We start from the raw sequence: 25,250 nt of genomic DNA on the forward strand, positions 1-25,250 counted from the left end.
GAGAGGAATCACCTCCCTTTCACGGAGCCCTGGTGAGCGATCACCGGGGCTTTTCCGTTTCCTGGCTGGGAGCTGGCTCAGAGGCTGCCGTGGCGGGGCTTGGCCCGATCCTGCGCGCGCATCAGTTCAAGGATGGGGGTGATGACCTCATCGGGGAACGCGCCGGTCATGGCCCCGAAAAACGCGCCGACCATGGAGCCGACAACGAGATTCGCGCCGCTGGCGCTGTCGGCCAGCTGGACCAGGGTGCCGAGAAAGGCTCCCATGAACGCGCCCATGACCCAGCCGTCGTGGTTGATGCAGCGGTAGGGGGGGAGTCCGCGCAGGGTGCGTCCCAGGTCTTTCAGGAAAAATCCGGTGAATCCGCCGAGGAAGGCGGCCACCAGGGTCAGGGCCATGCCCGGAAACCCGGTGTGCAGGGTGAACCCATAGCGGAGCGACCCTTCGCCAATGCCCGCGAGGCAGCCGACGGCCAGCAGGCCGTGAAAGTTCTTTTCCTTGATGTCCAGTTTCGAGAGCATGGGGCGTCCTTGCTGGTCGGGCAGCTTTTTCCTGTTCCCAAACAGGATGCCAGAATCATGCCCGGCTGCTCTGTTGGTTCTGTGACAACAGTCTGTTGCGTGCGCATTTGGTCGGCTGATGGTCAGTTTTTGTTGTACATTGAGTGACGGTTTGGTTATAAAAACACGCTTTGTGCAAAAAGTAACAGACCTGATGGTTCCGGGGCGGGGCAACCCGCCGCATCTGGGAGGGTGCCGGATTCATCAGGCCAGACAGTCGCCGCGCACGCTGCGACACCGTCAAGGGGGAAGGATGAAACGTGCAGTTATTGCAGTTTTCTGCAGTCTTTTCGTATGTCTTCTGGCAACGGCCTCCAGCGTCCATGCTGGTGGTTTCGCATTGTATGAGTGGAGCAACCGCGGTGTTGCCATGGCCACTACCGGGTATGCCATTGCCGGAGACGCTTCGGTCATCGCCACCAACCCGGCGCTCATGACCAAGCTGGAAGGGTCCCACGCCCTGGCCGGTGCCGTGCTCATCTCGCCGCAGTCCACGGTGGTGGTTGATGGTCACAAGAACAAGACCAAGGCCAACATCTACACCGTGCCCCACGCCTACTACACCCGCCAGATGGAATCCAACGAGAACGTCTGGTTCGGCGTTGGCATGTTCACCCGGTTCGGCCTGGGCACCCATTACCAGGATGACTGGACCGGCAAGGCTAAGTTGCAGTACGTGGACCTGACCTCCGTCTCGCTCAACCCCAACATGGCCTTCAAGTTCTCTGACGATTTCTCGGCAGCGGTTGGAGTCGAGGTTCTCAAGGGCGGCATCAAGCTGCAACGGAATATTGCAGGCAATATTTTCAGCGCCAACACCGAAGGCTACGCCGTGGGCGGGAATATCGGCCTGCACTACGATATTGACGACCAGTGGGCCGCCGGCCTGACATGGCGCGCGCCCATGCACATGGTCACCGAAGGGTCCGGTCAATCCAATACGGCTTCTTCGGCGACCAGCGGACAGACCATCGAGGCGACCCTGCCGGGCAGCTACACTCTGGGCATCGGCTATCAGCCCCTGGACAACTGGTCCTGGGAATTCGACGTGGTCCACACCCGGTGGGATTCCGTGGACGCCATGGATTACAGTGGCATCCTTGTCGCCAGCGACCAACTCCATTACAAGAATACCTGGCGGTTCCAGGTGGGCACCGAGTACTGGGCCACGGACTGGTTCGCCATGCGGTTCGGTTATGCCTACGACCAGACGCCCACCAGGGCGGGCTATTCGTCCTTCATGCTGCCGTGCAACGACCGCCAGCTCTTTTCCACCGGCCTTGGCCTCAAGGGAGACAAGTGGACGCTTGATTGGTCCTTCATGTATGTGAAGGCCAAGGAACGCCATGGGCTTGGGATATCCAACCCGCTGGGCGGTTCCTACAGTGTTGACTTCAAGGACGGCAAGACGTGGATAACAGGCCTGTCCGTGGGGTACGATTTCTAGTTCCTCCCCAATTCCTGTCCGTCATGAGCCCCTGCCCGCGCAGGGGCTTTTTCTTTGGCCGAGGCGGCTGCGGGTTGACAGCTCGCGGTCGTGTGGTGAAGGGTGGGTCCGGTCCGGATTCGGGCCGACACTCACGGGCCACAAGGAGCTGCCATGATTCGCGTGACCGATCTTGAATACGCCTATCCCGGAGGGCAGGGCGCACTTGTGTCGGTGTCCCTGTCCACCGGGCCTGGGCGGCTTGTCGGGCTGGTGGGTGCCAACGGCAGCGGCAAGTCCACTCTCATGGCGCTCATGGCTGGATTGTACACCCCTACGGGCGGCACGGTCACGGTGGGCGGCCATGTCAGTCCGGGCGAGACCAGGGCCATTCGCGGGTTGTGTCGGCTGGTCATGCAGGACGCGGACCTCCAGATGCTCGGAGCCACGGTGGAGGAGGACCTGTTGCTGGGTCGCCAGCATACTGCCGGGACCGTGAGCCGGGCCAGGGAGCTGGCAGCGCGGCTTCATCTGCTGGACGCCTGGGAGCGTCCGGTCCAGACCCTGTCCTGGGGCATGAAGCGCAAGGTCTGTCTGGCCGCTGCCCTGCTCGACGATCCCAAAGTCCTGCTCCTTGACGAGCCGTTTAGCGGCCTCGATTACCCCGGCATGCGCGAGATGCGCAAGTTGCTGGTGGAAAACCGCGAGGCCGGGCTGACCCAGATCGTGTCGTCCCATGATCTGGAATGTTTCGTGGACATCGTGGATGAACTGGCCGTGCTCGATGCGGGCAGGCTGGCTCTGGCCGGGCCGCCGCAGGACGTGCTGGGCCAGGTGCGGGAACACGGCGTGCGTCCGCCCTGCTCGTGGAATGCGGGCCAGGGCGTCAGGCCGTGGGAGGGCGGGGAGCGATGATGCGGGGCCTTGCCGCCTTGGCGCGTCGGCTCGACCCGCGCCTCAAGCTGGGGGCGGCCCTGGTTCTTGGTCCGGTGTTGTGGCTGGTGGGGGCGGCGCAGGCCGGGGCGTGCGCGTTGGTCCTGCTGGCGCTGGTCGCACCCCTGGCCGCGGACCACCCCCTTGGCGGGCGCATGGTGCGCAGTCTTCTCCTCTTCGTGGTCTTCTGGGTGGCGGCCAAGGCCGGGCTTGACGCGCTCTCCGGTCTGCCCCTGGGCGCGATCTCGGCTGGCGCTGGCGAGCTGGCAATCCGTCTTGCCGCGCTGCTCCTGCTCGGCCTGTTCCTGGCTCTGTCCTCGTCGGCCCGCGCCCTGGGGATGGCCGTGGCCTGGGCTGTGCGCCCGGTTGTCGGGCGCGAACAGGCATGGCGGCTGGCCCTTTCCCTCGCTCTCATGGTTCATTTCCTGCCCCTGTGTCTCTCCACGGTTTCGCAGGTCAGACAGACCATGGCCCGCCGATGCCCACGGTGCGGGTTTTTCCTGCGCATGGTCGTGATTCCCCAGGCCGTGATCCGCGCCTTGGGCCAGAAGACCTGGAACCAGACCCTGGCCGTGGCCGGGCGCAACCTGGACCGGCCCGAGGCCTGGGAGCCGGACTTTTCCTGGACCAGCCGCGACACTCTGCTGTGTCTGCTGGTGATTTGCGCCCTGGCCGGGTTGATTTTCCCGGTCATTTTCGTCCCTTCCCCGTAATCCTCCCCATTTCTGACGGGCGTTGCCCCCTGTGGTGCGAGTTGACGCCCTCGGACCATGTGCCGTATCCTTTTGAGAATGGGGCAATCCCGTTGCGTCCCATTCCCGACGATGATGTCATACAGCCGAGGGAGCCATGACCACAGCCGCGAAGACCATGAGTGTTGATCAGGCCAGGGCGTTTCTGGACCGGCGGTCGCCAGGGGACCACAGCCTGCTCGATGTCCGGCAGGGCTGGGAGTACGAGGAGTTTCACCTGCCCGGAGCACGCCACGTCCCCCTGGCCGACCTGCTCGACCGGCTGGACGAGATCGACCGTGACAAGCCGGTGCTGGTCTATTGCCTGTCCGGCGGACGGAGCCACTCGGCGGCGAGCCTGCTCGACGGGCAGGGATATGCGGATGTGGCCACCATGGCGGGCGGGATCATGGCCTGGCAGGGGCAGACGGCCTTTGGCCCCGCAGCGCTCGGCATGGTCGAGTTCACGGGCCGGGAGACGCCGCAGGAGGTGGTGCTCAAGGCGTACGCCATGGAGAACATCCTGCAGGAATTCTACATTCTCCGGGCCGATCTGGCCGAGACCCTGGAGCGCATTGAGCTGTTCATGGAGCTGGCTGGCTTTGAGGACCGTCACAAGGACACCCTGTTCGCCCTCTATCAGAAGCTCATGGGCGAGAAGATGGACCGGAAGCTCTTTGACGAGGTGGCCCTGGCCGGGGCTGGTGCCAAGGGCGGAGCCGGTGCCGGGGAAGCTGTTGCCGAGGGCGGAGTGGGCATCCTGGAATACCTCGATGTCTTTGGCGAGGCCTTTGACGCGGACCAGGGCGTGCTCCAGTTCGCGTCCATGATCGAGGCGCAGGCCCTGGACTACTATCTGCGTTGCGGGAGGCGGGCGGAGCGGGACGACGCCCGTGATGTCTTCGCCACCCTGGCCAGGGAGGAGAAGGCGCACCTCAAGCTCCTGGCCCGGTTCATGGACAGGCGCGGGGAATAACCCGCTGGCAGGATGTCAGGCCGACCGGATCAGTGTGGCCGCCCGTCGCCGCAGGAGCAGGGCGCGCAGGTTGGGGATCACGATGCCGAGGATGATCAGGACTGTGCCGCCGATCTGCAGGAGCGCCACCTGTTCGCCGAGCAGGATCGCTGCCCCGGCCAGGGTGACCACCGGCTCCACCGACGAGAAGATCGAGGCATAGGCGCTGCCCACTTTTTCCACGGCCATGTAGAGGAATGACACGGCCACCACCCCCGGCACCACGCCCAGCGACACGCCGAAAACCACCCGCTCCCAGGTGGGGGAGAGCCACGCCGCCGGATCGCCGGACAGGGTGAAGGAGATTGCGGCAAAGAACATGACGTAGAAGGTGGCGGTCAGGGGTTTCAGTTTCCTGAGCAGCACCTGCACCAGCAGGAGGTAGCAGGAAAAGAAGCACATGGCCCCTACGGCGTAGAGTAGCCCCACCGGGTTGGCCTCTTTCAGGAACGCGTCGTAGAACACGAGGCAGCAGCCGCCAAGCACCAGGGCCAGCGAGCCGAGCACCACGCGATTGAGCTTCATCCCCAGAAAGACCGCCGAGAGCAGGGTCACGCTCACCGGGTAGAAATACAGGATCAGCGCGGTGGTGGAGGCGGGTATGGTCTCAAGGGCCCGGACAAAGCATGTGGTCTGGAGCCAGTAGACGACCAGGCCGAGCAGGGCGCACCGGGCCAGCCCGGAGCGGGAGATAACCAGGAGCGAGCGGTCGCGCAGGAGCATGAACGTGCCGAGAACGACGACGGCGTAGGTGAAGCGGTACTGCATCATCTCGCTGCCCGAAAGGCCCGCGTCGTAGCCGAGCTTGACCAGGACGGCCAGGGAGCCGAAGGCCACGGCAGAGATGACGGCGTAGACGAGTCCCTGGAACATGCTCTTCCCGAATGGATTGAATTTGTTGGATGCGAGACTGGTACGCCGGGTCCGGGGGATCAGGCAAGTCTTTTCATGTAGGCCAGATATTCCTGGTTGCCCTTGGGGCCGAGAATGCACGAGGGGACTACGCCTGCCACGGTCAATCCCAACTCGTCGCGGCAGAATCCGGTCACCATGTCCACGGCCTTCTGTCTCAGGGTCTCGTCGCGGACCACGCCCTTGTCGGTCTGGCCCGGTCCCAGTTCGAACTGCGGTTTGATGAGCGCCACCACCTCGCCGCCGGGCCGCAGAAACTGCAGGCACGCGGGCAGGATCTTGGTCAGGGAGATGAAAGAGACATCAGCCACCACCACATCCACCGGCTCCGGGATGAGATCCGGTCCGGCGTGGCGCACGTTGGTCCGCTCCAGGTTGATGACCCTGGCGTCCTGCCTGAGTTTCTCGTGGAGCTGGCCGTAGCCTACATCCGCCGCGTAGACGCGCACCGCTCCGTGCTGGAGCAGGCAGTCGGTGAAGCCGCCGGTGGAGGCTCCGGCGTCCAGGGCCACCGCGCCAGCGAAGTCGAGGCCGAACTCCTCAATGGCCGTGAGCAGCTTGTGCGCCCCGCGCGATACATAACAGTCATCGCCGGGAACCACGAATTCGGTGTCCTCGTCGAACTGCTGGCCGGGTTTGGACACCGGGATCTTCTGGCCCCGGTCCAGAGAGTGGACCTCGCCTGCCATGATCAGACGCTTGGCCTTCTCGCGGCTCTCCACGAGGCCGGATGCCGCCAGCAGATGGTCGGCGCGGTATTTCTTGGGCATGGCCGGTCCTACTTCTTCTCCAGTCCCAGCCGGGCGACGATGTTCTCCGCCGTGGTCCGGGTGAATTCCTCGGGCGAGAGGCGCGCCTTGTCCTCGGGCGAGATGACCAGCGCGGGCTTGTTGGCCAGGGCCATGTCCGGCACCACCTCAAACTCCGGCGGGAAGGCGTTTTCGAAATACATGGTCTGGAAATCCACAAACTTGAGCTGGTGGGCCGTGGAGTCGAGCACGCACAGTTCGTCGGGCGAGACCAGCCCAAGCTCCAGGGCGCGCTTGGCCCCGGCAAAGGATTCGCCACCCTGGGTACAGGCGATGTGTCCGTTGCGGTTGGCCTGGATCATGGAATCCATGATCTGCTGCTCGGTCACCTGGATCACCTGGAAGGCGTCGGCACCTGCCACGGCCTCGAATTTCTCGGCAAAGTGGCGCACGCGCGGGAAGGAGACCGGGTTGCCGATCATGGCCGCCTGGGCCACGGACGGGGTCACGGTCACGGGGCGGTAGTGCCGCTCCTTGGGGTCGTCCACGGCGTAGTAGCGGTAGACCGGGTCCGCATGGTGCGACTGGACGCCGAAGATGCGCGGCAGGCTGGTGATGACGTCAAGTTCGTGAAGCTTGAGGAATCCGGCCATGATGGCCGTGATGTTGCCCGCGTTGCCGATGGGCACGAAGATGCATGTGTCGCGCAAATCCCAGTCGAACCACTGGGCGACCTCAAAGGCGTAGGATTCCTGGCCGAGGATGCGCCAGGCGTTCTTGGAGTTGAGCAGGGCCACGCGGTAGTTGTCGGCCAGATGCTCGACCACCTTCATGCAGTCGTCGAACACGCCCGGCACTTCGAGCACCACCGCGCCCGAGCCGAGCGGCTGGGCGAGCTGGGCCGGGGTGACCTTGCCGTGGGGCAGGATGACCACCGAGGTGATGGCCCCGCCCACATAAGAGGCGTAGAGGGCCGCAGCCGCCGAGGTGTCGCCCGTGGAGGCGCAGACCGTGAGGATGGAGTCCCAGCCGTGCTTGCGGATGAGGGCGCGCAGGTAGGAGAAGCCACAGGCCATGCCCCGGTCCTTGAAAGACGCGGACGGGTTCTGGCCATCGTTCTTGTAGGCGGTGCGCAGACCCGTGGCCGCGTTGAGCCCTGGGGATGATTCCACCAGCGGGGTGTTGCCCTCACCCAGGTAGACTATGTCCTCCTCCTCCAGCACCGGAGCCATCAGTTCGTAGAACCGGAACACGCCGCGCAGCGCGGTGCGCTTGGAGGCAGCGCGCGCGTCGAAGATTCTTCGCCACTCTTCGCCCGGCGTCTTCTTCAGTTCGTTGAAGTCGAGGTTGTCGAGCAGGAACACGCCGCCGCACTCGGGGCAGGTGTAATACAACTCGTCGGCGGGGTACCGCTGGCCGCATCCGAGACAGAAGTATTCCATGCGTCCGCGATAGGTGGGGAAGAGATCGGCAGTCATAGCATCACCCGGCTGAAAGAGGTTCTCTGGTCTGGGATCGCCGCAAACGGCCCCACAAAGTCGCTCAAAACCCGGCGTCGCGCAAGCCAAATGTGGGAAGGCAGCCTGTCAGGCCATGGAGGGGCTCAGGGCCAGATGCGGGGAATGGCGAGGATGACCATGGCCGCGCCCACGGCGGTCTTGACCGTGAAGCCGAGGGCCTTGCCCACGAACGCCCCCTTGGCTGCGCGCAACGCCTCGGTCCGGCTGCGGCCCGGCATCTCCACCAGCAGGCAGCCGAGGTATGCGCCGGCCAGCGCACCGGGCAGCGCGCCCAGGCCAAAAAGAAAGGGCACGCCCAGAATGGCGCCGACCACGGCCCCGACAATGCCGCCGAAGTTGCCGCGCCGGGTTGCGCCGTAGCGGTCCGCGCCCCATGCCTGGAGGCCGAATTCGAGCACCTCGGCCAGGAGGGCGAGCACGGCCAGGATGATGACGAAGGTCCAGTCCATGGATGCGGGGTGGAGCCATTTCCACAGGGCCACGATCCCCAGAGCCACCCAGTTGGCGGGCATGCTGGCGATCTGTAGCACCTGCGACAGGAGCAGGGACAGGATGGCGAGGGTCGCCCAGACGTAGGCCACGGGTTAGTCCTTGTTCCGGTTGTCGATGACGCGCACGGCCTTGCCCTCGGCCTTGGGAATGGTGTCGTGCTGGACCAGCTCCACGCGCGGGGTGAGCAGGATCTCGTTGCACAGGTTCTTGGCGATCCGTTTCTGAAGCCCCTGCAACGAGCGCATGTCTTCCACGAAATATTCGTTCTTGATCTCCACCTTGACCTTCATCTGGTCGGACACGCCCTCGGTCACCAGCTCGATGAGGTAGTTCTGGCCCACCTCGGGCATGGCCATCAGGCACTGCTCGATCTGCATGGGGTAGATGTTCACGCCCTTGAGGATGATCATGTCGTCGGCCCGGCCCGCGATGCGGTCGATGCGGCGATGGGTGCGGCCACAGGCGCACTGGCCCGGAATGAAGCGGGTCAGGTCGCGGGTGCGGTAGCGGATGATGGGCATGCCCTCGCGGGTCAGGGTGGTCATGACCAACTCTCCGATCTCGCCTTCGGCCACGTGTTCGCCAGTCTCGGGGTTGATGATCTCGGCGATGTAGGCGTCCTCCCAGAGGTGCATGCCGGTCTGGTGCAGACACTCGAAGGCCACGCCCGGGCCGTTCATTTCGGACAGGCCGTAGGAGTTGTACGCCTTGATGTGCATCATCTCCTCGATCTTGCGTCGGGCCTCCTCGGTGTGCGGCTCCGCGCCGATGAGGGCGATGCGCCAGGGCATGTCCGCGGTGTCGAACCCTTCCTCGCGCACCTTCTGGGCGAAATAGAGGGCAAAGGAGGGGATGATGTGCATGACCGTGACGTTGAAGTCGCGGATGAGCTTGATCTGTCGCCGGGTGTTGCCCGCGCCCGCCGGGATGGTCAGCATGCCCAAACGCTCGGACCCGTAGTGGATGCCCAGCCCGCCCGTGAACAGGCCGTAGCCGGACATGTTCTGGAGCACGTCGGACCTGCGGCAGCCGCAGGCGTACATGGAGCGCGCCATGAGGTCTGCCCAGGTCTCGAGATCCTTCTGGGTGTAGAAGACCGCCGTGGGCGTGCCCGTGGTGCCGGACGAGGCGTGCAGCCGGACGAAATCCTCCAGAGGCCGGGCGAGCATGCCGCAGGGATACTGGCTGCGCAGGTCGTCCTTGGTGGTGAAGGGCAACGAAGTGATGTCGGCAGGGGTGCGGATGCTCTCGGCATCAAATCCGGCCAAGCGCTCCTTGTAGAAGGGCGATTGGCGGGCGATGGCAAGGGTGTCTCTGAGTCGCCGGGCCTGGAGTGCTTCCAGGTCTGCGCGGTCCATGGCTTCAACTGAATCGAAATACATGTTTTTCATTGGGTTGGAGTTAGATCCCTTCCGGGAGTTCCGAGGGATACGGGGTGGCGTCCATGTTTTCGAACAGGGTGAATTCCTTCTGGAAGAAGAGTTCACACTTGCCCACAGGGCCGTTACGCTGCTTAGCGATGATGATTTCCGCATGGTTTTTCAGCGGGTTGTCCTCGCTCTTGTTGTAGGCGGCGTCGCGGTAGAGGAAGACGATGATGTCCGCGTCCTGCTCAATGGCGCCCGATTCGCGCAGGTCGGCCATCATGGGCCGCTTGTCCGTGCGCTCCTCCACCTTGCGGTTGAGCTGGGAGAGGGCGATGACCGGAAGGTTGAGTTCCTTGGCCAGGGCCTTCATGCTCCGGGAGATTTCCGAGATCTCCTGCTCGCGCGAGTCGGTGCGGTTGCTGGCGCGCATGAGCTGGAGGTAGTCCACGATGACCAGCCCGAGGTTGTGCTCGGCCTTGAGGCGGCGGCAGCGCGCCTGGAGTTCCAGGGTGGAGAGGGCGGGCGTGTCGTCGATGAAGATGGGGGCCTGGGACAGAATGTCGCCCGCGGCGTAGAGTTTTTGCCAGTCCTGGTCGTCGAGGTAGCCGGTACGCAGGTTTTGCAGCCCCACCTTGGCCTGCACTGCCAGCAGGCGGGTCATGAGCTGCTCCATGCTCATTTCGAGGGAAAAGATGACCGTGGGGGTCTCGGACCGGGCCGCGGCGCGCAGGGCCACATTGAGGGCAAAGGCGGTCTTGCCCATGGAGGGACGCCCGGCCATGATGATCAGATCCGACTTCTGGAGCCCGGCGGTCATGGCGTCAAAGGCGTGGTAGTGGGTGGCGATGCCGGTGATGGCCGACTTGTTCTCGTATTTTCGGGTCAGGTCCTCGAACACCCGGTCGAGCAGCCGCTTGCTGTCGATCTGGTTGGCGTTGCCCTTGGACTGGGCGATGTTGAATATCTGCTTTTCGGATTCGCCCAGCAGTTCATCGACATCGCCCGCCTCGTAGCAGTTGGTGATGATGGTGCTTGAGGCGTCGATGAGGCGGCGCAGGATCGCCTTGTCGCGGACGATCTTGGCGTGGTGCATGGCGTTGGCCGCGCTGAACACCGAGTCCGCCAGCTCGAAGAGATAGACCGGGCCGCCGATGGTCTCAAGGGTGCCCGAGGTTTCGAGCTGGTCCTTGACCGTGACCAGATCGATGGGTTTTTGCCTGTTGTAGAGTTCGATGAAGGCCTGGAAGATGGTCCGGTGCGCCGGGGAGTAGAAATCGTCGGCGTCAATGATGTCCACCAGTTCGTGGAACATGGTGTTTGACTGGAACACGCCGCCTATAACAGCTTGTTCCGCTTCGAGATTCTGTGGGGGGAGTTTGCGTAAGAGATCGGAAGAGGCCCTTTCTAGGGCCTCTTCCGAATGTGAGTCGTACTGGCCTGCTCTAGGCCTCTGCTGTTTCGGCGTCTTCGGACTGTGCATCTTTAGCAACGGATCCCTTGGCCGCCGGAGCAGTTTCTTCGATGATGGAAGCGCCGTGGCGGACGACAGAGAGCTTCAGCTCGCCGTGAACGTCGGGGTGCAGCTTGACCTCGACCTCGTACTCGCCAAGCGAGCGGATGGGGTCGGACAGGACGATCTTCCTGCGGTCGATGTTGATGCCTGCGGCCTCAAGCACGTCGCCGATGTTGGTGGACGTGACCGAACCGTAGAGCTTGTCGCCTTCGCCCACGCGCACTTCGATGGTGAGGGGCGTGGCGGCGATGCGATCGGCCAGGCCCTGGGCCTGGGCGCGCAGGGAATTGGCATTCTCCTGCAGCTTGCGGCGCTCGAGCTCAAAAGCCTTGAGGTTGGCGGGGGTGGCGGGCTTGGCAAGTCCCTGAGGGATCAGGTAGTTGCGGCCATAGCCGGCCTTGACAGTAACGATTTCTCCGAGCCGACCCAGGGCATCGACATCAGCGCGTAATATAAGTTTCATCAGTCCTCCTCCTACATGGAGCTCCGTTTCTTCACATCGGTGCTGTGAACGGTGGTGTAGAACAGAAGGGCCATTTGACGGGCGCGCTTGATCTCGTTGGTCAGTCGGCGCTGATGCTTGGCGCAGGTGCCGGTGATGCGGCGGGCAATGATCTTGCCGCGCTCGGTCACGAAATCACGAAGGATGTCGGTGCGCTTGTAGTCAAGGGGCAGTTCCTGGTCCGCGCAGAAGCGGCAGAACTTCTTCCTCGGGGTGAATTTCTTGCGAAATGCCATGGTGAAACCTCCTAGGCAGCCAGTTTGACGGTCATGAACTTGAAGATGCCGTCGGTGATGCGGATGTTGCGTTCAAGCTCGGCCACCAGATTTCCGGGGGCGTCATAGACCAGTCGCACATAGTATCCGCGGGTCTGCTTCTGGACAGGGTAGGCCAGCTGGCGCAGGCCCCAGTCGTCGGTTTCGACCATGTTGCCGCCTTCGCGCTCCACGATGGAGGTGAGGAGGTCCAGGATGCCTTTCCTGTTTTCCTCAGCCAACTCGGGAGAGAGAAGCACGAGCGTCTCGTAGTTGTTAGCCATAATGGTACTCCTTTTGGTCATTGGCCCTCCTCAATCAAAGAAGAGAGCAAGGCAAGGGGGGACTTATAGTTTCATTCCGCGCTGCTGTCAAGTGGCCCATCGTCCTGGGTCACGACGCGGACGTCCCGGCTATTTTTTGTCTTTTTCTTCGGATTTCCCGGATTTGGGCGGCTTCCAGCCGCACGAGTTGTTGCTCGGGCCTCAGCCGCCGCCGAGTTTGCCTCGGACGAAGCGACCGAAAACGAGGCCGAGGACGACCAGACCGACGAGTTGGAGCCATTCGGGCATGACGGGCCTCCTAAAGCTTGAGTTCCCCGCCCGTGAGCAGGGCGTATGCTTCCATGTACTTGGCGCGGGTGCTCTCGGCGATCTCCGGCGGCACGCGCGGGGCCGGGGGCTGCTTGTTGAAGCCGATCTCCTCCAGCCAGTCGCGGAAATACTGCTTGTCAAAGCTCGGCTGCGACGCGCCGGGCGCGTATCCTTCCACAGGCCAGAAGCGCGACGAGTCCGGGGTCAGCACCTCGTCGATGAGGATGAGCTGGTCGCCGACCATGCCGAACTCGAACTTGGTGTCCGCGATGATGATGCCGCGCAGCCGGGCGTAGTCGCGGGCGCGGCTGTAGATGGCGATGGCCAGGGTTTCGACAGTGCGCATCAGGTCCGCGCCGATGAGCTGGGCCGCCGTGTCCAGGGTGATGTTCTCGTCGTGGTCGCCCAGGTCCGCCTTGGTGGAGGGGGTGAAAAGCGGCGTCTCAAGCATCTCGGATTCCTTGAGATTGGCTGGCAGCGCGTGGCCGCAGACCTGCCCAGTCTTCTGGTAGTCCTTCCAGCCTGAGCCGGTGATGAAGCCGCGCACGATGCACTCGATGGGCAGGGGCTTGGCTCTCTTGACCAGCACGCTGCGATCCTGCAACTCGGCCTTGTATTTGCGAAGCGGCTCGGGATAGTCGTCCACGTTGGTGGCGATGATGTGGTTGGGCACCAGATCACGCATCATGTCCATCCAGAACAGGGTGATCTGGTTGAGGATTTTGCCCTTGTCCTCAATGGGGTCGGGCATGACCACGTCAAAGGCGGAGATGCGGTCCGTGGTCACCAGCAGCAGGGTGTCGGCATCTATCGCATAGATATCGCGGACCTTGCCTCTGGAGATGCGCGTGTATTCCTTGAAATCGGTTTCCATCACGGCGGTCATGGGTGTTCCCTCTCTATAATTGTAATGGCTATTTGGTGCGGCATTCCACGCTGCGGGCGTGGGCTTCAAGCCCTTCCAGCCGGGCCAGCCGGGCGATCTTGTGCCCGTGCTCGGCCACGTAGCCGGGGCTTGTGGCGATCACGCTGGATTTCTTGCAGAAATTCTGGACCGACAGGGCCGAGGAAAAGCGCACGGTGCGCAGGGTGGGCAGGACATGGTTGGGTCCGGCAAAGTAGTCGCCCACTGGTTCTGGCGAGGTGTGGCCCATGAAGATGGCCCCGGCGTGGCGGATGGAGCCGAGCATGGTCCAAGGGTCGGCCAGGGCGAGTTCCAGGTGTTCGGGGGCCAGCAGGTTGACCAGCTCGGCCCCGGCGGTCAGGTCCGGCACCGTGATGACGCCTCCCCACGATTCCAGGGATTTGGCCGCGATCTGGCCGCGCGGCAGGGCGGTGCACTGGGTCGTCAGTTCCCGGCGCACTTCTTCGGCCAGCCCGGTATCCGGGGTGACGAGGATGGAGGCAGCCAGCGGGTCGTGCTCGGCCTGGGAGAGCATGTCCGCCGCCAGCCAGGCCGGGGTGGCGGAGCTGTCGGCCAGGATGACGATCTCGCTTGGCCCGGCCACCATGTCGATGCCCACCTGTCCGATGAGCTGGGATTTGGCCGTGGCCACGAAGATGTTGCCCGGCCCGGCAAGCACGTCGCACGGGGCGATGGTCTGCGTGCCGTAGGCCAGTGCGCCGATGGCCCAGGCGGAACCGGCGAGGTGGATTTCACCCAGGCCGAGCAGGGCGGCGGTGGCCAGAATATAGGGGTTCAGGGTGGCGTCGGCGCGCGGCGGCGAGGTCACGGCTATGGACTCCACCCCGGCTACCTGGGCCGGGATGGCGTTCATGATCAGGCTGGAGATGAGCGGGGTCTCACCGCCCTGGCCGCCGGGCACATAGAGGCCCACCCGGTCCACCGGGCGGACCATCTGGCCCAGGATGGTCCCGTCCGGGCTGGTGGTCCACCAGGATTTTTCCTTCTGGTTGGCGTGGAAGTCGCGCACCCGGCGGATCGCCTCCTCAAGGATGGCGATGTCCGCCCTGGGCAGATCGGCCAGGGCTGCGTCGATGGCCTCCTTGGGGACGCGCAGCATGGAGCCGTCGAAGTTCGGGCAGTCGAATGTGCGGGTGTACTCCACCAGGGCGTCGTTGCCCCGGTCTTTCACCGCGGCGAGGATGTCCCGGACGATTCCGTCCACAGTGGTGTCCGGGTCTTTGCGCCGGTCAAGCCAAGTGGCGATGGCGGGCCAGTCCTGGAGGTTTGTATAGTCAAGGGTTCTGCACGGCATGAAGACCTCGGCAATGGCTTATGGCGACAGGCCGCACCGGGCACGGCAGCGTCAGTCAAGGGACAATAATATAGCCGACCAGGGCTGGAAAGTCGAGCACCAGAAGCGGGGAGGGGTGCAAGCCGAGGGCGGCAATGGCGACGGATGCCGGGCAAATGAAAGGGGCCGGGGTTTGCACTCCCCGGCCCCAGGTGTCACTTGGGTCGATTGTGTCTGTCTAGAGGATCAGACTAGAACTTGTAGGCCACACCGGTGCTGATCTTCCAGGCGTCGCCGCCCTTCATGCCAGACACGTTGTTCCAACGGGATTCCTTGGTGTCCAAGTTGAGGTAACCCAGGTCCAGGGACAGGGTCAGCTCGTCGTACAGCTTGTAACCGGTGTTGAAGTCGATTTCGTACAGGGTGTCCTTCTCGGTGAGGGAACGACCGTACGTGAAGTTGTGGTTGGAACCACCAGCGCCGGTAACGTCCAAGGAATTCTTGTCGTTGGTACCCCTGGCGTAGATCAAGTGCACGTCGTGGGTCAGGCCTTCAGCAAAGGACTGGATGTCCTTGAGGGACAGGCCCAGGGCCCAGAAGCCCATGTAGTCGTTGGTCTCCTGGATGGAACCCATGAGCAGACGGTCACCACCGAAGAAGAAGGAGCCGATGGCCCAGTTCTGGGCGGCCAGGACAGGCATGCGCTCGGAGGAGCCATTGCCCTTGGAGGAGTTTCCATCTTCACCAGAGGTGTAGACGAAGAACAGCTCGGGGGTCATGAAGTCAAAGCCCTTGTATTCCAGGGCGGCGTCGAACAGCCAGCCGGAACGGTCGTTCTGGGAACGGCTGGACTTGACAGTGCCGTAGTTCACGTCGGCCATCAGGACGAAGGGATCAAACAGGTCCATGGTGAAGGCAGCGCCCAGCCAGTAGGCGTTGTCAAAGGAACCATCGGTCACGTCGGTGGCGTTGTTGGCAGCCAGACCCTGCATCTTGGAGCCGATCAGGGAGGTGGCGGTCGTGGCGTCGCCGATCGGAGCGTACATGCCGAAGGGAGCGAAGGAGAAACCTTCGAAGCTCATCGGCAGGGCGGCAACGTAAGCGTCAATGTAGGCATTGGTGTTGGCACCGCCGTCAGCAGCGCGGGCGTAGCCGACCAGGTAGCCGACGTTGTCGGTCATGGAGCCGGAGACAACGGCAGCGCCGATCTCTTCGTCCAGGACCAGGGAGCCGCCGCCAAAGGCAGCAGGCAGGGAGATGCCCTGGTAACCAGCGCGGACATGCACGGTGGTGTCGGGCCAGTTGAAGTCGATGTAGGCCTGACGCACGGTGATGCGGTTCTGGGTGTTGTCGTTGGTGCCGGAGTCGCCAGAGCCGATGGCGAAGCTTTTCTGGCCCCACTGCTCAGTGCCGTAACGGGTCTGGAGGACGCCCTTCAGGTTCTCGTTGGCGATGAACTCGAAGGTGGTGGTGGCGCGCTGGGAGACAGCGAAAGCAGCACCGTTGGACGCGCCGGCTACATCTTTGTTGAAGGCCCAGTTGGAATTCCAGTTGGCCTCAACGACCCAGGCGCCGGACGCTTTGATGTCGGCGGCGGAGGCCACGGCAGCGCTGAGCACAAAGGCGCACAGCACGGCGAGGATGATAAGACGTTTCATTGTTTTCTTCCTTTTTTGCGGTTAACCCAAGTGAACACCGTTACTGGCAACCCTTCTACAACAGCATGGCGCGTCTTGGCAAGGGGTTTTGGCCGAAAAAGACGATGTTGGTCAAAATTTTTTTACCGTGTGTTTCCGGGATGATTTCAAAGTGAAACTTTACGGCATAACTATTTAAAATAATTATATTTTTAACACACAAATTTTCCTGTGATCACCAGCGCATTTTGGGATATGCTGCGTAAAAATCCAAAGGGAGTCCAAGAAAAACCACATGGCCGTGACCCAGGAGTTCAAATTTTTTGCCGCCGACTATCCCGACTCGCCGGGTGTGTATCTGATGAAGAACGCGCGCGGGCGGATCATCTATGTGGGCAAGGCCAAGCGGCTCAGGCGGCGGCTGGCCTCGTACTTTCAGAAAAGCTCTGGGCTGACCCCCAAGACCCTGGCCCTGGTCGGGCAAGTGTGCGCGGTGGACGTGCTGCTGACCGGGACCGAGAAGGAGGCCCTGCTCCTGGAGGAGGGGCTGATCAAGAAGCACCGGCCCCGCTACAACGTGGTCCTCAAGGACGACAAGCAGTATGTGCTCTTCCGGCTGGACCGGAAGGCCGAATTCCCCAGGCTGTCCGTGACCCGCAAGGTGGTGCGCGACGGGTCGGTCTATTTCGGGCCGTTCACTTCGGGCGCGGCGGCCAGGACCACCTGGAAGCTGCTGGGCAAGGTCTTTCCCTTGCGCAAGTGCTCGGACCATGTCTTCCGCAACCGGGTCAGGCCGTGCCTCTATCACCATCTGCATCAGTGCCTCGCGCCGTGCGTGCTCAATGTGGACCGGGCCGTGTACAAGGATATGGTCCGGCGCGTGGAGATGCTCCTCTCCGGCAAGTCGGGCGAGCTGCTGACCACCCTGGAGAAGCGCATGGCCGAAGCCTCGGCGGCCATGGAGTACGAGCAGGCGGCGCTCTTGCGCGACCAGATCCGGGCGGTGCGGCAGACTGTGGAAGGACAGGTGGCCGTGTGTCACGACACCCGCGACCGCGACGTGCTGGGGCTGGCCGCCAGCGAGAGTGGCCTGGGGCTCGGTCTGCTCTTCATCCGCCAGGGCAGACTCCTGGACGAAAAGCAGTTCTTCTGGCCGGGGTTGACCCTGGACGAGGGGCCGGAGGTGATCCAGAGTTTTGTGATGCAGTTCTACGGCGCGGCCCGGTTTATCCCGCCGATGATTATTGTTCCCTATGAGATGGTGGAGCCGCTGGTGGCCGAGGTGCTGGCCGAGCGGCGCACCGGCCCGGTGCGCCTCGTCCTGCCCCGGACAACGCAGGAGAAGAAACTGCTGGAATTGGCCCGCGACGTGGCCCGGCAGGCTCGTCAGCGCAGGGATTCCATCTCGGCCCGGCTGGCCCGCGCCCTCAACCTGCCCGCCGAGCCGGAGCGCATCGAGTGCGTGGACGCCTCGCACCTGGGCGGCAGCGACATGCGCGTGGGGCAGGTGGTGTTCGAGGCCGGGCGGCGCGACAGGGAAGCATCAAGGCTCTACGCCTTTCCCGACCTGGAAGGGACGGGCGACGACTACGCGGCCCTGGCCGCCTGGGCGCGCAGGCGGGTGGAGTCTGGCCCGCCGTGGCCCGATCTGGTGCTCATCGACGGCGGCAGGGGGCAGCTGGCCGCCGTGGAGCGGGCCTTGAGCGAATGCGTTGAAGAGACCTGCTGGGAGCTGGTTGCCATCGCCAAGGGGCCGTCGCGCCGGGCGGGCGAGCTGGAGGATGTGGTCTTCAGGCCGGGGCGCAAGAATCCCATGCCGCTGAAACCCGGCAGCGCTGAATTGTTGTTTTTGCAGATGGTGCGCGATACGGCCCACCGTTTCGTGCTCGGCAGGCAGCGCATCGCGCGCAAGAAGACGGTGCTGCAAAGCGAGCTGACCTTGCTGCCGGGCATCGGGCCGAAGACGGCGCGGCTGTTGTGGGATCGGTTCGAGTCGCTCGACGCCATGCTGGCGGCTGATCCCCAGGCCATCCGCGCCCTGCCCGGCATCGGCGGGAAAAAGGCGGAGCTGATCCACGCGGCCCTGCAAAAGCTCAGGGCGACGGGGTAGGCGGGCCTGGACCGGCAGGCTCTCCGGCTCTAGAGGGTCGTCGGTTCGCCGATGGCAAGCTCCACCAGCTCGGTCTCGGGCGAAAGGAGCATGAGCTGTTCGGCCAGGGCCGTGGTGTTCTGGGCCAGGACCGACCAAGTGCCCCAGTGCTGCGGGATGACCTTGCGGCAGCCGAGCAGCGAGCAGGCGTAGGCCGCCTGGACCGCGTCCATGGTGAACCGTCCGCCGATGGGCAGCATGGCGATGTTGATGTCGTGGAGCTTGCCGAACAGGGCCATGTCGCCGAACAGGCCGGTGTCCCCGGAGTTGTAGATGCAGGTCCGGTCGGGCAGGGTGATGATGAAGCCAGCGGCGGCTCCATGCACGGACGAGTGCATGGCCTGGACCATCTTGATGGAAAGGCCGAGCCGGGAGACCGTGCCCCCGATGTTCATGCCCACGCCCAGATGCTCGGGCAGTCCCTGGGTGATGAGGTTCTGGATCACGTCGAAGATGGCCACCACCTCGGCGTCATGCCTGGCGGCCAGCTCCAGGGTCTGGCCCACATGGTCGTTGTGGTCGTGGGTGACGAGGATGAGGTCGCACCGCTCGATCTCCTTGTAGGTCGTGGGCGAGGACGGGTTGCCCACGAAGAACGGGTCGATCAGCACCACTGTTTCGCCTGTCCTGATCATGAAATTCGCATGGCCGAACCAGGTGATCTCCATACTCTCCCTCCTGACGGCTGCCGGATTGCGCGTGCGGGAAATCCGCACCGGACTGCCGGGCGCGCGAGTTGCCCGGCGGCTTGCGCCTGTCTGTTGTCAGCCTCGTGTTTGCCTTCTCATCCCAGGCTCACTCGCCCCAGCGGGCGTGGAGCGCGTGCGGGATGTCCAGTTGGTCGAGAATCCTGCCCGCCAGATGGGCGGCCAGATCCCCGATGGTCTCCGGGCGATGGTAAAAACCGGGACATGCCGGCATGATCACGGCTCCGGCCCGGTTGGCCGCGAGCATGTTCTTCAGGTGGATGGCGCTGACAGGGGTCTCGCGGGTGACGAGCACGAGGCGTCCGCGCTCCTTGAGGGTCACGTCCGCGGCCCGGTGGATGAGCGAGTTGCCCGCGCCGGTGGCCACGGCGGAGAGGGTGGCCATGGAGCAGGGGCAGATGATCATGCCCTGGTGCCGCCACGAGCCGCTGGCCGGGGGCGCGCCGATGTCAGCCTGGGGGTGGACGGCAAAGGCGCGGGCGGCGAGGGAGTCGGGTGTGGTGTCCGTTTCCTGCGCCATGACCTGCCGGGCGGCGTCGGAGATGATGAGGTGCAGCTCAATGTCGTCCCGGCGGCCAAGCTCGTTGGCCAGCGCGGCGGCGTAAACGGTGCCGCTGGCGCCGGTAACTGCCAGGATGATTCGTTTTTTGTCCATCGGCTCTCCGCGGTTCCTCAGCCTGCTCCGGCCTGCGCAGGCCGGGTGCGGACCGAAACCGGCCATGATTTCAACCCTTATAGACTTTATTTAGACATTTTTGCAAGAGAAAATGGTGGTGTTGTCGTTTGGCCTGCTTGCCGATGCCAATAGGCGGTGCCTGTTTCAGGCCGGGTGATGTCTCCTTGACAAAGCGTGGTCCGGAGTATAGCTACTTCGTTCTCGCGGGCTATTAGCTCAGATGGATAGAGTGCTTGCCTCCGGAGCAAGAGGTCACAAGTTCGAATCTTGTATAGCCCACCACGAAAGACAAGGGTTTACGCGCTGATTGCGTGTAAGCCCTTTTCTCTTTTTCCACACTTTTTTGGGCAGGCGCATCCTGGTGCGTCGGGTTGCCCTCATCAGTTTTCGCGCCCTGCCATGTGGGCGGCGTAGCGCATGTCTTCGTTCATGATATGCGCGGCCAGCCAACTGCTCAGGAAGACGAACACCTGGGTCAGGTTGGTCTGGCTGTCCAGCTTGCGCCGAAAGTCGTCCACCGTGGCGTTGAACTTGGCGTGCTGGAACTTGTGCTCCTCAATGCCGGGGAAGCCGTGGTCGCGCATGTACCGCTCCTCGGTGGCGAAGTGCGTTCTGCCGTATGCGGCCATGCGGTCCACAAGCTCTGCCAATAGGGCGTGGTCCTGTCCCTGGATGGCCTCGTAGGTCTGGTTGACCAGGTCCACGAGCGTCTTGTGCTGGGCGTCGATCTCCTCGACGCCCACGGATAGGTTCGTGTCCCACTGCATCAGCGGCATGGTTCTCCTCCGGATAACGGGTGTGCCTCTCGCAGTGATCCTAGCATGGCGTCCGGCCCGGGAAAAGGGCGAGGTGCGAGGGTGGCGCGGGGCGGGTGGAATTATAATACCCATTGTGAGCGGTCCGTGATGGTATCCGAAACTGAGCCAGTATCTGATTCGGAGGACCAAGATGCGTAAATTGTCAACCATGTCAAACAATTGTCTGACGTGCGTCTTTCATCGGAAGTCGTGCGTGCTGGGAATCAGGCGGCCCTGGAACGCGCATGCCTGCGACGACTACCGGCCCTATTGCCTTGTGTGCAGCTATCCCAGGGTGTTCTGCAACACCTGTCGCAACCTCGCGTCAAAGGGGATGAAGCCCCTTGAGATGGACATGCGCCCACTGTTCGATCCGCAAGGCAGTGTCCATTTCGACTGCGTGTGGACGTCGTCCGCTGTCAAGCGGCGAGAGGGCGCGTTTGTCGACAGCCCTGTCGACTGCCCCGCCGACTGCCCGATTCCCGCTTAACATTTCCGCCCGTTCCGTCTAGATTGTCTCGCCAGCAAACACGAAACCGGGAATCGAAATGGGATACATCAACACCAGACAGTGCCTTGACGCCCTTGAGGCCAGGGGCGAACTCGTGCGCATCGACACGGCGGTCGATGCCAGGATCGAGGTGGGGGCGATTCAGCGCAGGGTCTTCCTGGCGGGCGGTCCGGCGCTCCTCTTCACCAATGTCAAGGGATGCCGTTTTCCCATGGCCGCCAATATCTACGGCACGCGCGAGCGGATGCACTTCATCTTCCGCGACACCATCGCCACGGTGCGCCGGCTGATGAAACTCAAGCTCAACCCCATGGAGGCGCTCAGGCACCCGCTGCGATATCTGGGTGCGCCCCGTACGGCCTGGCACACCCTGCCGCGCAGCGTCGGGACCGGGCCGGTCATGGAGCATGAGACGACCATATCGGCCCTGCCTCAGCTGGTTTCCTGGCCAATGGACGGCGGCGGCTACGTGACCCTGCCCCAGGTCTACACCGAAAGCCCGGACAATCCGGGCTACGCCGGGTCCAACATGGGCATGTATCGGGTCCAGCTCACGGGCAACGACTTTTTGCCGGACCGCGAGGTGGGGCTGCACTACCAGATTCATCGGGGCATCGGCCATCATCACGCCCAGGCGCTTGCCAAGGGCCAGCCGCTCAGGGTCAACGTGTTTGTCGGCGGTCCCCCGGCCATGACCCTGGCCGCGGTCATGCCGCTGCCCGAGGGGCTGGCCGAGCTGTTCTTTGCCGGGGCCATGGCCGGGCATCGCATTCCCATGGTCAGCCGCGAGGGCGGTCTGCCCATTCCGGCCCAGGCGGATTTCTGCATCTGCGGCATGGTCATGCCCGGCGAGCAGAAGCCCGAGGGGCCGTTTGGCGACCATCTCGGCTACTACAGCCTGACGCACGATTTTCCGGTCATGCGCGTGGACAGGGTCTTTCACCGCAGCGACGCCATCTGGCCGTTCACCACCGTGGGCAGGCCGCCCCAGGAGGACACCGTGTTTGGCGAGTTCATCCACGAGATGACCGCGGAGCTGGTGCCCTCGGTCTTCTCGGGCGTGCACGAGGTCCACGCCGTGGACGCGGCGGGTGTCCATCCGCTGCTCCTGGCCGTGGGCAGCGAACGGTACGTGCCCTATGCCCAGGACAGGCAGCCCCAGGAGTTGCTGACCAACGCCATGTCCCTGCTGGGCAACACCCAGACCTCGCTCTCGAAATACGTGGTCATCGCGGCCAGGGAGGACATGGAGCCAGGGCTTTCCTGCCACGACATCCCGGCCTTTTTCGGCCACATGCTGCGGCGGGTGGACCTGACCCGCGACCTGCACTTCATCACCCGCACCACCATGGACACCCTGGACTATTCCGGCATCAGCCTCAACCAGGGGTCCAAGCTGGTGCTCGCCGCCGCAGGTTCGCCCAGACGGACACTGGCAGCCGAACTGCCGTCCGGCCTCGATCTGCCGCGCGGGTTCCGCAACGCCCGTGTGTTCGCGCCGGGCATCATGGTTCTCAAGGGACCGGCCCATCGCCGCAAGCGGGACCAGCAGGACCCGGCCTTTGACAGGCTGGGCGAAATCCTGTCGCAGGTCCGGGGCATCGAGGGGTTCCCCCTGATCGTGGTGGCCGACGACGCCGGTTTCACGGCAAAGGACTGGGACAACTTTCTCTGGGTGACCTTCACCCGCTCCGATCCGGCCACGGACATTTACGGCGCTGGCGCATTCACCAATGCCAAGCACTGGGGCGCGACCCTGGCCGTGGTCATCGACGCGCGTCTGAAGACCTACCACGCCCCGCCCCTTGCCCCGGACCCCGAGGTGGAGCGGCGCGTGGACGCCCTGGGCGCGCCCGGCGGGCCGCTGCACGGTATCATCTAGCGGTTTATTGGCCCGGTTTCGACGCTTGGCCGATTGTGCAACGCGCTGAAATGCGCTATTTGCTGCGCTGCGTTGCGCTCAACACCGGAGGGAATCCATGGACGGGAAAGTCATCGAGGATATCAAGCTGGCCTTTGCCTGCGACCTGTACGAGACGGTCAAGGCGGCCAGGAAGCATCACGGGGAGTCCGTGTTTCGGCACACCATGGCCGAGGAGAGCGGGACCATGGTCTTTGTCGGGGCGTTCCCCAAGAAGGACATCCTCGAATTCCCGGACCTGACTGACGAGTTCGTGTCCAGGCTCGGCACCTTCAACCTGATCGGCGTGGTCACGGACGGCAAGAGCCGCCTTGACCTGTTCTTTCTTGGCGGGATGAACAAGCCCTTCACCTCGCTGACCGATCCCAGGGGGCTGGCCAGGGTCTTTTCCGATGAGCCGCTGACGGCTTTCCTGCTTATGTATTTCGAGGTCAAGGGCATCATGATCGACTTCACCGAAATGACCCACGACGAGTTCCTCAAGGCCGTGGAAGGGGAGGTCTTCAAGAATACCTCCTTTACCAAGATGCAGGAGGCGAGTCAGTTGCTCAAGGTCTTCGAAAACTAGGCCCGTGAAGCAAGGCGAAAAGAAAGGGCGTCCCGTGATCGGGACGCCCTTTTTTTGCGTGTCGTGTCTCAGCGTTCGAGAGATTTCTTGACGGACATTTCGAGCATGGCCGTGTGCAGCCGGATGCTGATGTCATCATTGCGGTCGATATTGTCCACCAGTTCCCTGAGCTTGTCCACCGCTTCAAGGCTGGCGGTGATGATCATCTCCGTGACCGGGATCTTTCCGGTGCGGACGTTCTCAAGCACGTTCTCCAGCGTATGGGCCAGTTCCTCGATAACCTTGAGCTTGAGGAGGTTGGCCCCGGCCTTGACCGAGTGGGCGTCGCGGAAAATGGAGTTGACCAGTTCGGAGTCCGGGGCGGACCGTCTCTCAAGCTGGAGCAGCCCCGTCTCGATGGTGTTGAGCCGTTCGGAGGTCTCTTCGAGGTAGACCTCGAGGATTTCGTCACCCGGTTTGATCAAGCGTGCGTTCCTTCGATGAGTTTGATGGCCACTTCGGGAATGGTGTGCAGGTCGGGCTTGGTGATCTGCATGTCCGCGCCCACGGAGTCGCCCTTGTGGCGCAGCTCGTTGGTGATGATGGAGGAGTACAAGATGACCGGGAGCTTTTTCAGGACCGGGTCCTGCTTGATGTTCTTGGTCAGGCTGAAGCCGTCCATGAGCGGCATCTCGATGTCCGAGACCACGATGTCCACATACTCGGTGATGTCTTTGCCCGCTTCCTCGGCCATGGCCTTGTAGCCCATGATGGTCTTGAGGGCTTCGCTGCCGTTGTTGGTGATGGTGGGCTTGAAGTTGGCCGATGTCAGGTTTTGTTGGAGCATGGTCCGGATGGTGGCCGAGTCGTCCGCCACCAGCACCTTGTACTCCCTGTCCGACCTTTTCAGCGCTATGCCGTCGTCCGGCTCGAACTGGGTCAGGATGGTTTCGAGGTCGAGCAACTGGATGAAGTGGTCGCCCTTGTCCACCAGACCGATGATGGAATCGGTGCTCTGGGAGATGACGCTTGAAGGCGGGATGACCTCGCCCCAGCCCACGCGGTGGATCTCGGTGACGCCTGAGACCAGGAATCCGGTCACGGATTTGCTGAACTCGGTGACGATGACGATGTCGCGCTCGGTCTTGGGCATGTTGAGTTCAAGCCAGACCGAGAGGTCGAGCACCGGCAGGATGAGATCGCGCAGGGGGATGGTCCCCATGAACGACGGATGGGGCGCGGATTCCGGAGGTTCCAGGTTCGGCGTCTCGATGACCTGCATGACCTTGGCCACGTTGATGCCGAAGTGGTTTTTGACCGGGGGATGTCCTTCCTTGATGGTCTCGTTGATATAGAATTCAAGAATTTCGAGTTCGTTCGTGCCGGTCTCCAGAAGGATGCCAGTGTCAGTCGCAAGCTTGCTCATACTATTACCTCGTCGCGGAACTCAGGTCAGGCCACCATGGCCCACTTGTCTGATCATACCCCGCAGGACACTGCATGTCCATGCTATAAGATCGTCAGTCAAACCATTATAATG

The 25,250-nt window shown here is 63.1% G+C and carries 25 protein-coding genes and 1 tRNA gene; 8 read left to right on the top strand and 18 right to left on the bottom strand.

Annotation, left to right across the window (positions count from 1 at the left end; translation table 11 throughout):
- Positions 1-77: 77 nt before the first annotated feature.
- Positions 78-521: a hypothetical protein gene (locus DAES_RS06105; RefSeq protein WP_013514161.1), complete on the bottom strand. Its 444-nt coding sequence runs from the start codon at positions 519-521 to the stop codon at positions 78-80.
- Between the two features lie 292 nt (positions 522-813).
- Between DAES_RS06105 and DAES_RS06110 the strand changes: the two genes are divergently transcribed.
- From DAES_RS06110 to DAES_RS06125, 4 genes are all read left to right on the top strand, one after another.
- Positions 814-2,007: an OmpP1/FadL family transporter gene (locus DAES_RS06110; protein WP_013514162.1), complete on the top strand. Its 1,194-nt coding sequence runs from the start codon at positions 814-816 to the stop codon at positions 2,005-2,007.
- Between the two features lie 153 nt (positions 2,008-2,160).
- The gene (locus tag DAES_RS06115; RefSeq protein WP_013514163.1) at positions 2,161-2,901 is read left to right on the top strand and encodes an energy-coupling factor ABC transporter ATP-binding protein; all 741 of its coding nucleotides are present in this window, start codon (positions 2,161-2,163) and stop codon (positions 2,899-2,901) included.
- Positions 2,898-3,632 carry a cobalt transporter gene (locus DAES_RS06120; protein WP_013514164.1) on the top strand — a complete coding sequence of 245 codons (735 nt, stop codon included), beginning with the start codon at positions 2,898-2,900 and terminating at the stop codon, positions 3,630-3,632. The genes DAES_RS06115 and DAES_RS06120 overlap by 4 nt, the downstream gene beginning before the upstream one ends.
- A 136-nt stretch (positions 3,633-3,768) precedes the next feature.
- The gene (locus DAES_RS06125) at positions 3,769-4,626 is read left to right on the top strand and encodes a rhodanese-like domain-containing protein (protein WP_013514165.1); all 858 of its coding nucleotides are present in this window, start codon (positions 3,769-3,771) and stop codon (positions 4,624-4,626) included.
- 15 nt (positions 4,627-4,641) lie between these two features.
- On the opposite strand, the gene DAES_RS06130 is transcribed toward DAES_RS06125, so the two are convergent.
- From DAES_RS06130 to DAES_RS06185, 12 genes are all read right to left on the bottom strand, one after another.
- On the bottom strand, positions 4,642-5,538 hold the full coding sequence (locus DAES_RS06130) for a DMT family transporter (RefSeq protein WP_013514166.1): 897 nt from the start codon (positions 5,536-5,538) through the stop codon (positions 4,642-4,644).
- Between the two features lie 59 nt (positions 5,539-5,597).
- The gene (locus DAES_RS06135; RefSeq protein ID WP_013514167.1) at positions 5,598-6,347 is read right to left on the bottom strand and encodes a TlyA family RNA methyltransferase; all 750 of its coding nucleotides are present in this window, start codon (positions 6,345-6,347) and stop codon (positions 5,598-5,600) included.
- Between the two features lie 8 nt (positions 6,348-6,355).
- Positions 6,356-7,804 (bottom strand): threonine synthase, encoded by a 1,449-nt coding sequence (gene thrC / locus DAES_RS06140; RefSeq protein ID WP_013514168.1) that lies wholly within the window; start codon positions 7,802-7,804, stop codon positions 6,356-6,358.
- A 125-nt stretch (positions 7,805-7,929) separates the two neighbouring features.
- The gene (locus tag DAES_RS06145) at positions 7,930-8,427 is read right to left on the bottom strand and encodes a DUF456 domain-containing protein (RefSeq protein WP_013514169.1); all 498 of its coding nucleotides are present in this window, start codon (positions 8,425-8,427) and stop codon (positions 7,930-7,932) included.
- Between the two features lie 3 nt (positions 8,428-8,430).
- On the bottom strand, positions 8,431-9,720 hold the full coding sequence (locus tag DAES_RS06150) for a phenylacetate--CoA ligase family protein (RefSeq protein WP_041271664.1): 1,290 nt from the start codon (positions 9,718-9,720) through the stop codon (positions 8,431-8,433).
- Positions 9,721-9,739: 19 nt separating this feature from the next.
- Entirely contained in the window at positions 9,740-11,185 is a 1,446-nt protein-coding gene (gene dnaB, locus DAES_RS06155) for a replicative DNA helicase (RefSeq protein WP_013514171.1), read from the bottom strand.
- Complete coding sequence (gene rplI / locus DAES_RS06160; RefSeq protein ID WP_013514172.1) at positions 11,148-11,681, bottom strand: 50S ribosomal protein L9; 534 nt, start codon at positions 11,679-11,681, stop codon at positions 11,148-11,150. The genes dnaB and rplI overlap by 38 nt, the downstream gene beginning before the upstream one ends.
- A gap of 11 nt (positions 11,682-11,692) precedes the next feature.
- Entirely contained in the window at positions 11,693-11,956 is a 264-nt protein-coding gene (gene rpsR / locus DAES_RS06165) for a 30S ribosomal protein S18 (protein WP_013514173.1), read from the bottom strand.
- A gap of 11 nt (positions 11,957-11,967) precedes the next feature.
- Positions 11,968-12,258 carry a 30S ribosomal protein S6 gene (gene rpsF, locus DAES_RS06170; protein ID WP_041271369.1) on the bottom strand — a complete coding sequence of 97 codons (291 nt, stop codon included), beginning with the start codon at positions 12,256-12,258 and terminating at the stop codon, positions 11,968-11,970.
- A gap of 298 nt (positions 12,259-12,556) precedes the next feature.
- On the bottom strand, positions 12,557-13,453 hold the full coding sequence (locus DAES_RS06175; protein ID WP_013514175.1) for a phosphoribosylaminoimidazolesuccinocarboxamide synthase: 897 nt from the start codon (positions 13,451-13,453) through the stop codon (positions 12,557-12,559).
- Positions 13,454-13,481: 28 nt separating this feature from the next.
- On the bottom strand, positions 13,482-14,786 hold the full coding sequence (gene hisD, locus DAES_RS06180; protein ID WP_013514176.1) for a histidinol dehydrogenase: 1,305 nt from the start codon (positions 14,784-14,786) through the stop codon (positions 13,482-13,484).
- A gap of 230 nt (positions 14,787-15,016) precedes the next feature.
- Positions 15,017-16,423, bottom strand: a complete 1,407-nt coding sequence (locus tag DAES_RS06185) for an outer membrane homotrimeric porin (RefSeq protein WP_013514177.1) — start codon at positions 16,421-16,423, stop codon at positions 15,017-15,019.
- Between the two features lie 274 nt (positions 16,424-16,697).
- Between DAES_RS06185 and uvrC the strand changes: the two genes are divergently transcribed.
- Positions 16,698-18,512 carry an excinuclease ABC subunit UvrC gene (uvrC, locus tag DAES_RS06190; RefSeq protein WP_013514178.1) on the top strand — a complete coding sequence of 605 codons (1,815 nt, stop codon included), beginning with the start codon at positions 16,698-16,700 and terminating at the stop codon, positions 18,510-18,512.
- Positions 18,513-18,541: 29 nt separating this feature from the next.
- Here the strand turns inward: uvrC and DAES_RS06195 are convergent, their stop codons facing one another.
- Positions 18,542-19,219 (bottom strand): metal-dependent hydrolase, encoded by a 678-nt coding sequence (locus tag DAES_RS06195; RefSeq protein ID WP_013514179.1) that lies wholly within the window; start codon positions 19,217-19,219, stop codon positions 18,542-18,544.
- A gap of 127 nt (positions 19,220-19,346) precedes the next feature.
- Positions 19,347-19,913 (bottom strand): UbiX family flavin prenyltransferase, encoded by a 567-nt coding sequence (locus DAES_RS06200; protein WP_013514180.1) that lies wholly within the window; start codon positions 19,911-19,913, stop codon positions 19,347-19,349.
- A gap of 226 nt (positions 19,914-20,139) precedes the next feature.
- Here DAES_RS06200 and DAES_RS06205 point away from each other — a divergent pair.
- A tRNA-Arg gene (locus tag DAES_RS06205) sits at positions 20,140-20,216 on the top strand.
- Positions 20,217-20,314: 98 nt separating this feature from the next.
- Here DAES_RS06205 and DAES_RS06210 read toward each other — a convergent pair.
- Positions 20,315-20,710, bottom strand: coding sequence for a bacteriohemerythrin (locus DAES_RS06210; protein ID WP_013514181.1), 396 nt, complete (start codon positions 20,708-20,710; stop codon positions 20,315-20,317).
- Between the two features lie 569 nt (positions 20,711-21,279).
- On the opposite strand from DAES_RS06210, the gene DAES_RS06220 reads away from it, so the two are divergent.
- Positions 21,280-23,124, top strand: a complete 1,845-nt coding sequence (locus DAES_RS06220) for a UbiD family decarboxylase (protein ID WP_013514183.1) — start codon at positions 21,280-21,282, stop codon at positions 23,122-23,124.
- A 97-nt stretch (positions 23,125-23,221) separates the two neighbouring features.
- A complete protein-coding gene (locus tag DAES_RS06225) occupies positions 23,222-23,731 on the top strand; it encodes a hypothetical protein (RefSeq protein ID WP_013514184.1) in 510 nt (169 codons plus the stop codon).
- Positions 23,732-23,799: 68 nt separating this feature from the next.
- Here DAES_RS06225 and DAES_RS06230 read toward each other — a convergent pair whose 3' ends face one another.
- On the bottom strand, positions 23,800-24,195 hold the full coding sequence (locus DAES_RS06230) for an Hpt domain-containing protein (RefSeq protein ID WP_013514185.1): 396 nt from the start codon (positions 24,193-24,195) through the stop codon (positions 23,800-23,802).
- Positions 24,192-25,136: a chemotaxis protein gene (locus DAES_RS06235; protein WP_013514186.1), complete on the bottom strand. Its 945-nt coding sequence runs from the start codon at positions 25,134-25,136 to the stop codon at positions 24,192-24,194. Before DAES_RS06235 ends, DAES_RS06230 begins: the two co-directional genes overlap by 4 nt.
- Between the last annotated feature and the right edge of the window lie 114 nt (positions 25,137-25,250).

It is taken from the genome of Pseudodesulfovibrio aespoeensis Aspo-2, from assembly GCF_000176915.2.
Classification (GTDB): domain Bacteria; phylum Desulfobacterota; class Desulfovibrionia; order Desulfovibrionales; family Desulfovibrionaceae; genus Pseudodesulfovibrio; species Pseudodesulfovibrio aespoeensis.

Coding starts and splice junctions, on each gene's coding strand:
- DAES_RS06225 (WP_013514184.1), top strand. CDS start 23,222: ATGGACGGGAAAGTCATCGAGGATATCAAGCTGGCCTTTGCCTGCGAC.
- DAES_RS06175 (WP_013514175.1), bottom strand. CDS start 13,453: ATGACCGCCGTGATGGAAACCGATTTCAAGGAATACACGCGCATCTCC.
- thrC (WP_013514168.1), bottom strand. CDS start 7,804: ATGACTGCCGATCTCTTCCCCACCTATCGCGGACGCATGGAATACTTC.
- DAES_RS06235 (WP_013514186.1), bottom strand. CDS start 25,136: ATGAGCAAGCTTGCGACTGACACTGGCATCCTTCTGGAGACCGGCACG.
- DAES_RS06220 (WP_013514183.1), top strand. CDS start 21,280: ATGGGATACATCAACACCAGACAGTGCCTTGACGCCCTTGAGGCCAGG.
- hisD (WP_013514176.1), bottom strand. CDS start 14,786: ATGCCGTGCAGAACCCTTGACTATACAAACCTCCAGGACTGGCCCGCC.
- DAES_RS06130 (WP_013514166.1), bottom strand. CDS start 5,538: ATGTTCCAGGGACTCGTCTACGCCGTCATCTCTGCCGTGGCCTTCGGC.
- DAES_RS06195 (WP_013514179.1), bottom strand. CDS start 19,219: ATGGAGATCACCTGGTTCGGCCATGCGAATTTCATGATCAGGACAGGC.
- DAES_RS06185 (WP_013514177.1), bottom strand. CDS start 16,423: ATGAAACGTCTTATCATCCTCGCCGTGCTGTGCGCCTTTGTGCTCAGC.
- DAES_RS06110 (WP_013514162.1), top strand. CDS start 814: ATGAAACGTGCAGTTATTGCAGTTTTCTGCAGTCTTTTCGTATGTCTT.
- rplI (WP_013514172.1), bottom strand. CDS start 11,681: ATGAAACTTATATTACGCGCTGATGTCGATGCCCTGGGTCGGCTCGGA.
- uvrC (WP_013514178.1), top strand. CDS start 16,698: ATGGCCGTGACCCAGGAGTTCAAATTTTTTGCCGCCGACTATCCCGAC.
- DAES_RS06200 (WP_013514180.1), bottom strand. CDS start 19,913: ATGGACAAAAAACGAATCATCCTGGCAGTTACCGGCGCCAGCGGCACC.
- rpsF (WP_041271369.1), bottom strand. CDS start 12,258: ATGGCTAACAACTACGAGACGCTCGTGCTTCTCTCTCCCGAGTTGGCT.
- DAES_RS06135 (WP_013514167.1), bottom strand. CDS start 6,347: ATGCCCAAGAAATACCGCGCCGACCATCTGCTGGCGGCATCCGGCCTC.
- DAES_RS06210 (WP_013514181.1), bottom strand. CDS start 20,710: ATGCCGCTGATGCAGTGGGACACGAACCTATCCGTGGGCGTCGAGGAG.
- dnaB (WP_013514171.1), bottom strand. CDS start 11,185: ATGCACAGTCCGAAGACGCCGAAACAGCAGAGGCCTAGAGCAGGCCAG.
- rpsR (WP_013514173.1), bottom strand. CDS start 11,956: ATGGCATTTCGCAAGAAATTCACCCCGAGGAAGAAGTTCTGCCGCTTC.
- DAES_RS06150 (WP_041271664.1), bottom strand. CDS start 9,720: ATGTATTTCGATTCAGTTGAAGCCATGGACCGCGCAGACCTGGAAGCA.
- DAES_RS06125 (WP_013514165.1), top strand. CDS start 3,769: ATGACCACAGCCGCGAAGACCATGAGTGTTGATCAGGCCAGGGCGTTT.
- DAES_RS06120 (WP_013514164.1), top strand. CDS start 2,898: ATGATGCGGGGCCTTGCCGCCTTGGCGCGTCGGCTCGACCCGCGCCTC.
- DAES_RS06115 (WP_013514163.1), top strand. CDS start 2,161: ATGATTCGCGTGACCGATCTTGAATACGCCTATCCCGGAGGGCAGGGC.
- DAES_RS06105 (WP_013514161.1), bottom strand. CDS start 521: ATGCTCTCGAAACTGGACATCAAGGAAAAGAACTTTCACGGCCTGCTG.